At 52.6% G+C, this 9,920-nt stretch carries 8 protein-coding genes and 2 pseudogenes; 3 read left to right on the forward strand and 7 right to left on the reverse strand.

Annotated features, from left to right (window positions below; translation table 11 throughout):
• Nucleotides 1-176 precede the first annotated feature (176 nt).
• The gene (locus tag KMAL_RS15045; protein ID WP_408887934.1) at nucleotides 177-974 is read right to left on the reverse strand and encodes an MFS transporter; all 798 of its coding nucleotides are present in this window, start codon (nucleotides 972-974) and stop codon (nucleotides 177-179) included.
• Nucleotides 975-1,184: 210 nt separating this feature from the next.
• Between KMAL_RS15045 and KMAL_RS15050 the strand changes: the two genes are divergently transcribed.
• The gene (locus KMAL_RS15050; RefSeq protein ID WP_110096354.1) at nucleotides 1,185-2,099 is read left to right on the forward strand and encodes a LysR family transcriptional regulator; all 915 of its coding nucleotides are present in this window, start codon (nucleotides 1,185-1,187) and stop codon (nucleotides 2,097-2,099) included.
• A gap of 207 nt (nucleotides 2,100-2,306) precedes the next feature.
• On the forward strand, nucleotides 2,307-3,512 hold the full coding sequence (locus KMAL_RS15055; RefSeq protein WP_014106224.1) for an MFS transporter: 1,206 nt from the start codon (nucleotides 2,307-2,309) through the stop codon (nucleotides 3,510-3,512).
• A 134-nt stretch (nucleotides 3,513-3,646) separates the two neighbouring features.
• Here the strand turns inward: KMAL_RS15055 and KMAL_RS15060 are convergent, their stop codons facing one another.
• Complete coding sequence (locus KMAL_RS15060) at nucleotides 3,647-4,009, reverse strand: ArsR/SmtB family transcription factor (RefSeq protein WP_014106223.1); 363 nt, start codon at nucleotides 4,007-4,009, stop codon at nucleotides 3,647-3,649.
• A gap of 296 nt (nucleotides 4,010-4,305) precedes the next feature.
• Here KMAL_RS15060 and KMAL_RS15065 point away from each other — a divergent pair, with 296 nt between their 5' ends.
• Nucleotides 4,306-4,911 (forward strand): histidine phosphatase family protein, encoded by a 606-nt coding sequence (locus KMAL_RS15065; protein ID WP_180999851.1) that lies wholly within the window; start codon nucleotides 4,306-4,308, stop codon nucleotides 4,909-4,911.
• A 293-nt stretch (nucleotides 4,912-5,204) separates the two neighbouring features.
• On the opposite strand, the pseudogene KMAL_RS15070 reads toward KMAL_RS15065, so the two are convergent.
• The 5 genes and pseudogenes from KMAL_RS15070 to KMAL_RS17945 form a co-directional block, all read right to left on the reverse strand.
• Nucleotides 5,205-5,984, reverse strand: a pseudogene (locus tag KMAL_RS15070) (transposase); the annotation flags it as partial.
• Entirely contained in the window at nucleotides 5,980-6,975 is a 996-nt protein-coding gene (locus KMAL_RS15075; protein ID WP_041247852.1) for an IS481 family transposase, read from the reverse strand. The gene KMAL_RS15075 and the pseudogene KMAL_RS15070, both read right to left, overlap by 5 nt.
• A 352-nt stretch (nucleotides 6,976-7,327) precedes the next feature.
• Nucleotides 7,328-8,356: an IS110 family RNA-guided transposase gene (locus KMAL_RS15080; protein WP_025825740.1), complete on the reverse strand. Its 1,029-nt coding sequence runs from the start codon at nucleotides 8,354-8,356 to the stop codon at nucleotides 7,328-7,330.
• 103 nt (nucleotides 8,357-8,459) lie between these two features.
• Nucleotides 8,460-9,016: pseudogene (locus tag KMAL_RS17710) on the reverse strand (IS5 family transposase); the annotation flags it as partial.
• 73 nt (nucleotides 9,017-9,089) lie between these two features.
• On the reverse strand, nucleotides 9,090-9,611 hold the full coding sequence (locus KMAL_RS17945; RefSeq protein ID WP_167400171.1) for a thiamine pyrophosphate-dependent enzyme: 522 nt from the start codon (nucleotides 9,609-9,611) through the stop codon (nucleotides 9,090-9,092).
• Nucleotides 9,612-9,920 lie beyond the last annotated feature (309 nt).

Consider the following 9,920-nt stretch of genomic DNA (forward strand, 5'->3'; position numbering starts at 1 on the left):
ATACGGCGCTGGCTGGACGAACGCCCGATGAGGCGTATCATGACGTGCCGACGCCATCTGGTCCGGGGTTAACCCCGGACCAGATGGCCAACAGCAACGCCGTCAGAAGGGCGGCATAACAACAACCTGGTATAGCTTATCAAGCCCGCAAAACTGTCCGAACGGACGGGACCACCTCAAAGAAACACACCCACACACGTCAGATGGGTGATGACAGGAGAGCGGAACCAATCAAGCCGATCCCCCTGCTGCAACGCGATGACAAGACAACATATGCCGGGCAGACCGGTCATCAACCCGAACCAGTCAAACCGCCTGAATCGCTCCAGTCTCATCGGATCCTGTGGTAGCCCCCAGGCCACGCAGATAATCGTTACGACACACAGAGGAACGATCTGCCAGAACAGGAACTGCCAGCCAACATACTCAAACCAGAACCCTGTCAGAGGTGTCGCCAGATTGGGACCAAATGTTGCGGTCAGGGCGTAGGCTCCAAGCCCATAGATCTTGATAGGAGGGGGAAGAAAGCGGAGCGCTACAGTCATCAGCATGGGGGGAAGTGCCCCACTGGCAAACCCCTGCACACAGCGCAAGATCAGCAGACACGCGAGATCGGGCATAAAAGGGGCAAGCGCCCCCAATATACCGACAGTTGCCGTCATGGCTATTGTCAGGCGGCGAACAGAAAACGTAACAGCAAACCAAGGAGCAAAAGCCATTGCAGAAATATTGCAGGCTTCAAACAGAGCAATAACCCACGTCCCCTCATCATGGCCGATGCCCATCTGGCCACGAATATCATTCAGGCCGATTTCCGTTACATGCTCGTTAAAGCCCGCGAGTAGAACAGCTAGCAAAACCCCCAGCAGACCAACCAACAACCGCCCATTGAGTGCCGGTACCACAGGCAACGTCAGCGGAGAAGGATGCAGCCTACTATCGGTTGGCACGGCAGTTTGTGCCGATGAGGTCATCTTACGTCCATAGTTGAGGCTGATAGAAAATATAAAAGATAATGCTCACAAGCCTACCCCACTGGGAAGCGCCAGAACCTGCAATTCAGCATTTCATATTCTGTAACGTATAGCATTTACATTTGATATTCTGATAGCCTTGAAACTGCTATTTTAATTAAGTATCGCCCCACCAGTGAGCAAAACAAACAAGACATGGAGCATGGTTCAGTGAAGCAGGATTACGACCTCAACCTGTTGTATGTTCTTGCCCTTCTCCTTGAAGAACAGAGCGTTATCGGCGTAGCACGGCGAATGAAGGTCAGTAGTGCGACAATCAGCCGTTTTCTTGCGCGTATCCGCGAGGCATTTTCCGATCCAATCCTGGTCCTGTCAGGGCGCAGAATGGTTCTCACCCCGAGAGCTATGGAGCTTCAGGCGCAGGTCGCCACTGTTCTGGCGAGCGCACGGGCGCTCTCCAGGCAGGAAGAGGTAGATTTCACGAAACTCACTCCTTCCTTTACGATCCGGGCGAATGACGTGGTGACAAGCGTTTTCTCAGGTCCGCTCATGCAGGAACTGACGCGGACATGCCCAGGATGCCACTTACGCTTTGCCCCCGAAAGTGAGGGACACGATAGCGAGGCCCTTCGCAAGGGCACCGTGGACCTTTTCATAGGAGCTACCCGTGAACTTCAGCAGGATATCCGACGGCAGAAACTTTTTTCTACAAAGTTTCGAGGTGTCGTCCGTAATGGTCACCCGATTCTTGACGGTGAAATCACACCCGAAGCATTTACACGTTACAATCATGTCGTGGTTTCCCGTAAAGGGCGCCGCAGGGGACCGATAGATGTCGCTCTGGACCAGGGGTATGGCCTGGAACGCAATATCGCTCTGGTCATGCCGTCACACTACGCGGCATTACATGGAATTACGCATACAGATCTGATTTTTTCCATGCCTGATATTGTAGAAAGTGGCTTATCCATCGCCGCTGTTGGACTCATCGCGTTCGAGATACCCGTGATGGTGGAACCGCTGGAGGTTTTTCAGGCATGGCACCCTCGCCTCGACACCGATCCCGTGCATCGTTGGTTACGCACCGCCATCACAAATGTTGTCCGTCGTCGTCTGGAAAGGTGAATAAGCCTGAGCGGGACCGTAATCATAACCGAACGACTGCAAACAACAGAAACACTCTGACAGATTGACACATCCCTTAACGACATGTAGGGACGATTTCAGACGGCAAGCCCATGTTACGGTCGCCGCGTAAGCGTTAACGTCAACCAACGCATTCTTGTCGTCATGTTCTGAAACCAAGGAAGATGGCGTGTATAGGATGTTGACGTGCCAACTCCCTTTTCGGCCCCCCGCCCTTCGACCGTAGGCTTTTCAAGCCTGTATCTCGGCATCATTCTTATCGGTGCCAACCTCCGTGCGCCTATCACAAGTCTGGGTCCCGTACTTCCGGCTATTCAGAATGAGCTTCATCTCAGCGGCACGACGGCCGGACTACTGAATTCTCTGCCGTTACTGATCTTTGCCCTCCTGTCCCTTGTGGCCCCAGCTGTAGGACGACTACATGGTCTCGAACGCATTCTTGGCGTATCGGTCATGGCCATTCTGGTTGGCACAGTCACGCGATCTCTGGATCTGCCTGGTTCAATCTGGTTTGGCACTCTCCTCCTCAGTGCTGGGATCGCTTTTGGGAATGTTCTCCTCCCGGGTTTGGTGAAACGCGATTTTCCGACACGCGCCGCAGGCCTTATCGGTCTCTATGCTGCCTCAATGGCAGCAATGGCAGGTTTGTCTGCCGGGATAGCTGAGCCGATTGCACGCATCCCTGGGTTAAGCTGGCGCTGGGCAATCGGAATATGGGCCCTCCTCTCATTTGGCGCGCTTCTCATGTGGCTGCCGCAGTTTCGCACACGACAACATTACCTTTCCTCAGCCGCCACAAACGACCAGACATTCACCTCCCCATGGCGTCATCCGATCGGCTGGCAGGTATCCCTCTTTTTCGCTTTTCATTCTCTGGTATTTTACTCACTTGTCGACTGGTTTGCATCCTATGCAGCCAGTCGTGGCATACCCCTCTCTTCCGCCGGTCTCATGTTGCTCGTTTTTCAGGTGGTTGCTGTTGCGACAAACCTCGGCTGTGCGCCCCTGCTTCAGAGGTTGAACGATCAGCGATTACTGGGTTTCATCTGCGGGCTTTTACTTTTGGCAGGGACAAGCGGCTTAGTACTTATGCCCAGCCTTTCTTTAGTGTGGCTCATTTGTGCCGGCCTCGGTGCCGGTGTTGCGATGGTCACAAGCCTGTCCCTATTCGGCCTCCGAACACATAATCATCATCAAGCTGCAGTCCTTTCAGGAATGGCACAATTCATTGGTTATGTGGGAGCTGCTGCCGGACCATTGCTGATCGGCGTGCTTCATGACGCGACCGGCAATTGGAGTGCCTCCCTATGGCTACTGGTTGCATCAAGCATGCTGGCTATGATCTTTGCGACACTAGCCGGTCGAGCGCGAACAATTGGTAAATCATGTTAGTAAATGGCTACAATATATAGACGCCCTCCTCTTCTATGCGCACACGATGCAACAACACAGGTTCGAAATACCCCTTCCCTGTTATGCACGGGTCCATAGCAACGCTCCGATGATATAATGCGTCGGACCGAATATCATATCTCGACCTTCTGCCCTTCCCCATTATATGCAACGATCATGTTGTGAGTCAGTGCATCAATGGTGAGCGGGGCCAAGATAGAATCCAGAAGCCCCGGGAAACGATAGTCCAGATCGTCTCGTCGCAAAGACAGCCGGTATTCCCGTCCCATCTGGCGCTGCCAGACAACGCCGCTATCTCGCAGGATACGCCAATGATGACTCATGGTGGATTTTGGAATATGTGACAGCACGCTACAGCTGGGATATCCGTCACCTTGAGCAATAGTCCATACAGCCGCCAGTCGCAGTGGATTTGCAAATGCCATCAGTACACTCTCAAGCCGGATATCGTCGCGTTTGGGATGATTGGTGTGCATACCCTATTCTTATGCAGCCCTGAAATTTAAGTCAATTACGTGATTTTCTGTATCCTATGAAAATATTCAACAGAATTACTTGCGGATAAACAACACATTCTGCTCGAATGCCATCATGCCTGCTCAAATTCCCAAACCTGGACTATCCTTCTTTCTAACGAGACTGTCACATTTGTATTTATTTGTCCCCCCAAGAACAACTTGAAAGGTAATATTCTGCATTAGATAAGGAGCTCCATCTCTCCGTACAAATCTGCAACCAAAACATCAAAATCAATTTTATTATGATACACATAGTGAAACAGGAGTTCGTTATGGAAAATCTTCAGCCATTTGTTTTTCTTCGTCATGGTGAAACAGACTGGAACAAGTCAGGTTTACTGCAGGGTAGGAGTAACATTCCTCTAAATGATACCGGACGACAGCAAGCATACCAGGCAGCACAAAAACTCAAGAATTTATCGGTAACCAGGGTGTTGGTCAGCCCACTACAACGAGCCATTGAGACAGCAAGACTAGCATTTCCCGACCGACTTGAAATGATTGAAATAGAAGAAAATCTGACTGAATGCGATTTCGGCAAACTCGATGGAAAATCGATCAAAAATGTTATGATTGAGCACGGAATAAATGAAAAACAACAACTTGTAAAAATCATTTCGAAATATGGGGAATCCTGGGAAGAAATACAAAAAAGATGTAATTCTTTTTTCACCAAAATGGAGAGAATACAGGACAATAAATCCAGAATTGTCTTGGTTGGACATGACGTCGTATTCCAAGCAATCTCCGAAAAATTGACCGGCCTCTGGCTTAATAGCCAACATGGACAGCCAAATTATTTCAATAAAAGCATTGATGGATGGAAAATCACGGAATTCAACGAATCTTTTCCCGCATAAACCACCGCTGTGAATCCGTATTTTATAGCCAGTTTTTCGTCAGTTGCCATAAAATGACTACCAGCACTTACGGAACGATACTCTTCTTTCATCATCACCCGATCCGCCTCATTCTCTTATATTGAAGAGATAAAGAGGCTAAAATCGTGCTCTTTTGAATGTGGAGGGTTCGAAGAACCCTTATTTGGCAAGGTTGGCTCGTATTTTTCGAGTTTTGGCGTACTGATTGATGGTTTCTGCGATGGCATCAGATCTGCGTTTTGAGCAGAGAGAAGGCTTCCTGCTCTGGATTGCTATGCTGTGGCACTGATCCGTTCCAGAAAGAGGAACCGTCGCATATTGTAGACGATATTGGCCAGCCCGATCCTCATGGTGGCCCGTATGATGCCAGCAGTTCGGATGAATAGTCCGGTCTGTGACTTCTGATCGGCAAAAACGTGCTCGACACGCGAGCGTATCACTGACTTTCCAGCATTTGATTTCTGGATGTGCAGGGGCATAGGCTTGAGATGCGGCTTTTTGCGATGAACCTTTGAGACAAAGCCCTGCTTTTCCATGAAGTCCTCATTGGCTTTTGAGCGATACGCCGTGTCAGCCCACACAGTTGAGGCCGTATTGGTTTTATCCAGTAGCCCCTCTCTCAATCGCGCGCCATCACTGGCGGCGGCATCCATCGTCTTCCATTTCCGGATGAACCGAAACTTCCGGTCGATGGAGACGTGGGATTTGTATCCAAAGAACGGGATAGCGAGATCCGTTGCGGGGATCGTTCCGTCATCCTGCCGTTTTGCTTTCGTGAACTTCAGCGTCCAGCGCGCACGACGATCCTTGTGCGACAGCTTTGCCGGCTTGTCCTGCCAATCTTCGGGAATACGTCCTGCCCGGAGATCTGCCTTCTCGGCATTCGTATTGCGCTGCTTTGGAGCAGCCACCAGCGTTGCGTCCAGGATCTGGCCCGACATTGGCAAATATCCGGCGTTGCGCAGGGTCGCGTCAAAGCGGTCAAACAGTCTTTCAATCGCACCCGCCTGGGTCAGGCGTTCACGGAACAGCCAGACCGTTTTGGCGTTAGGTGTCAGGTTGTGAGACGTCATTGGCGTAATCAAGGATTTCGTCGACCTGTTTCATGATGTCACGACCAGCCGGTTTGATATAGTCTTGATTACGTGACGCGGGATGTTTTTCAAGCCATGAGATGATGCATTGGGCGGGAGCGATGCCGCCCAGAACACGCTGCGGGCGATGATTGTAGGCGAAACAGAAGCCTCTGAGCAGAATTTCCAGATCTTCATGGTTTGAGACACAGACGTGCAGTACTTCTGTAGCGACACGGCCATTGAAGCGTTCCACCATTCCATTGGTCTGAGGGGAGTAAGCCTTGGTCCGGCGTCGGTCGATTCCCATGTCATGACAGGCTTTTTCGAAGGCGTCCGCTGTAAAGCAGGAGCCACGATCGGTCAGGATATGGGTGATCCGGAAAGGAAAGGCCGATTTGACGGCATTGAGGAAATCAACGGAATTATCCGCATTTTCCGCGTCATAAACAGCCAGGTGCACTGAACGGGAACAGCGATCGATGGCGACATACAGAAAACGTTTCCGCCGGTCCCCATCTGCTGTCTGTAATTTTGGCAGATGTTTCACATCGATATGGACATAACCGGGATCGTAATCGCGGAACTTTCCCTGTCCCCGAACTGGTCCGGCCTTTGGAACAGGAGGCAGCCTGTTCAATCCGGCGTCTTTCAGTATCCGCCAGATATTGTCCCGGTTCAGATGCGGCAGGAAATGCCGTAAGACAAAGGTCAGATCATCCAGACCAAAACCGGTAGAACGCCGAAGCTGACAGACAATGGCGCGCTCCTCCTCCGAGGCTTTCCAGGCCAGCCTCCAGGGACGGCTGCTGCGGTCCTGACAGGCGTCCGAACCACGCCTGCGCCACTTGCGGACTGTTTCATCGCTGATCCCGTAGCGTCTGGCGAGCACGGATGTCGGTTCTGACGAACGAGCTATCTCAGCCCGGACAGCCGGTGTCGTGCGTGCCTGTGGGTGGATCTGAAGGATCATTCGGTCTCCCTGCAAACGGAAGAAAACAACGAAGCATAACGCGGTATCGCCCACGCTACATCATCCCAATGACGTCTTCTGTGGTTGCCGTCCGTAGTGCAAGAAGTATCTGACCTTTTGAACGAGTGATCGACTGCGGTCTTCTGTCAGGCCTTTGAACGCGGCGCTTTCAGAAGCCGCTGGCCGATATGGTGATCTGCGGATCAGGTCCAAATCTCACAAACGTGCTCAAGGGCACCAAGACGTCAGTTGGTTTTCCCGATCCGGATCGGCTCGATCATGCGCCCATATGGGTCGTCGCCTTCTCACACCCCCTTACCGATTCCGCCCGCGCGCAGTTGAGGTCATCTCATGCTGCGGCGGACGGAACCGGATCCCGATAATTCTCCTGCTTCGTCAGCATGGCCCAGATTGTCCGCGCCATCTTGTTCGCCAGGGCAATCGCCACAAGCATACGGGGTTTGCGGGCCAGCATCCGTGCCAGCCAGGTGCCGGGCAGCGGCGGCTTGCGGCTCGCCCAGTTCACGCGCGTCATGGCGCCGATGATCAGCAAACGTCGGATATCGGCCTGACCGGCCTTCGAAACCCGGCCCAGCCGCTCCTTGCCGCCGGACGAAAACTGCCGGGGGACAAGGCCGAGCCATGCCGCGAAATCGCGGCCACTACGGAAGCTCTCCATAGAAGGGGCAAAGGCCTCAACGGCCAGTGCGGTCAACGGTCCGACACCAGGCATCGTTTCCAAACGCTGCGCCACACCGCTTTCTTCCGAAAGCCCGGCCATGGCGCGGGTCTTTTCCATGATCCGAGCTGAATGCTCATCAATCTGCTCCAGAAGATCGCGGCACTCCTTCCGGACGATCGTCGGGAGCGACACGCTCTCATCTTCGATGAATTCCTCCATGCGTTTGAGATGAGCAATGCCCTTTGGCACGATCAGGCCGAACTCATAAAGCGTCGCGCGCAGTGCATTGACGAGTTCGGTCCGTTGATGGACCAGCCGGTCGCGGCAGCGGAACAGAACAGCACGCGCCTGCTGCTCCTCGCTCTTCGGCACCACGAAACGCATCTCCGGCTGGCGGGCCGCGATCACGATCGCTTCCGCGTCGGCGGCGTCATTCTTCTGGCGCTTGACGAACGGGCGGACATATTGCGGTGCGATCAGTTTCACCTCGTGCCCCACGTTCATCAGTTCCCGCGCCCAGTAATGGGCGCTGCCACACGCCTCCATCACTACAAGTGCCGGCGGTTGGCTCGCCATAAACTGCAGAAACTGCGGGCGACGGACCTTCTTGCGGAACAGCAATTCGCCCGTCAGCGATGCCGCGTGAATCTGGAAGACTGTCTTTGCCAGATCCACCCCAATCATTGTATCCGTCATCTGCCGTCCTCTCTTCCGTGGTTGCGTTACCAACCACCACGTTGGCACACTGCGATGCCGTTCGGGGAGGACGGCAACCATCCCATCTCACAACCTGACAAGTAATCCCGCGCTGTACCAGCCGATCGATCAACATGTCCGCGTCATACGCCTTGTCAGCAAGGAAAGCATCCGGGTTGATGTTTTCCACAAGCGGTTCCGCCTGGGTGATATCGACATCCTACCCCGGTGTGATGCCCAGTTCCACCGGATTGCCCAGAGCGTCGCAGGCGGCATGGATCTTTGTCGTCAACCCGCCTCGTGATCGTCCGATGGCCTCATCCGTAGCCCTTTTTTGAGAGCTCCGGCATTATGCTGATGCGCCCGGACAATTGTGCTGTCGATCATCATGTATTCGCTGTCGTGATCAGCACCCAGATAACGAAATATCCGTTCAATGACACTGCTTTAACACCAGCGGCGCAGACGCCGGTGCACGTTTTTCCAGTCGCCGAGACGGGCAGGAAGGTCGCGCCATGGAATGCCCGCGCGGTAGCGATACAGGACCGCCTCCATTAACAGACGGTTGTCCGCCGCAGTGTCGCCGACATAGCCTTCTCGAACGGGAAGAAGATCCTTTATCCGCTGCCACTGGTTATCGCGTAAACTATAGCGCCGCATCTGTCTGTCTCCACCATAAAACGGAAAACAGTCAGTACACGCAGACACAAAGTACAACCCCGACGTGCCTCACTCATGACTTAACTGACGACATGCCGTAGGACGTAGGGTAGTCATAGTCTCGAGCCATCTTGCCAAATTCGCTGAGACCAGGTGGTCCGTCAAGTGGATCAAACGAGACTTCGATTAGAAGCAATCTATCACCGTTTGATGGATTCTGAAGAACTTTCTGGAGACCCGATATATCGCCGACCTTTATAAATTTGCCACACTCTTTTCCGCCGAAACCGTGTAGCAGGTCTTCATAGCTCCACGCGGCTATATCATTAAAATGTGCGTTTGGTCCAAGGATCATTCGTTCTATCGTATAACCTCTATTATTGATGAGGAAGATAATTGGCGCCGCACCTCGCCTCAGCATGGTGGAAATTTCTTGCCCAGTAAGTTGAAATGCTCCATCCCCAATGAAGAGCAACTGGCGTCTATGCGGTGCAGCAAGTAGCGTGCCGAGTAGCGCGGGACATGTATAGCCAATCGCTCCCCATATAGGTTGGGAAACAATGCTACATCCTTCTGGTAATTTAAGAGCATTCACGCCCGCAAGCGACGTGCCGTTATCCGCAATAATTATATCGTGTGGCTCAATAAACGCTTCGATTTGGCTCCAGAAGTAATGCTGCCCCCAGACTATGTTGACCTGTGGTTTGATCGAAACCGACTGCGAAGAATTGGTAGACCTTGGGTGCCGATCAGTATCCCATTTGAGCCATGTAGAAACTGGAGGGTTCTAAAAACCCCCTGGTTTTGAGGTCTTCTGTATGATTCTATTTCTTCTGCGTTGATTGAGGGAATGGCGATATGAAGCAGCCTGGTTTTTTTGATGTTGAAGAGCGGCTTTCCCGGT

Source organism: Novacetimonas maltaceti (assembly GCF_002906255.1).
GTDB classification, from domain to species: Bacteria; Pseudomonadota; Alphaproteobacteria; order Acetobacterales; family Acetobacteraceae; genus Novacetimonas; species Novacetimonas maltaceti.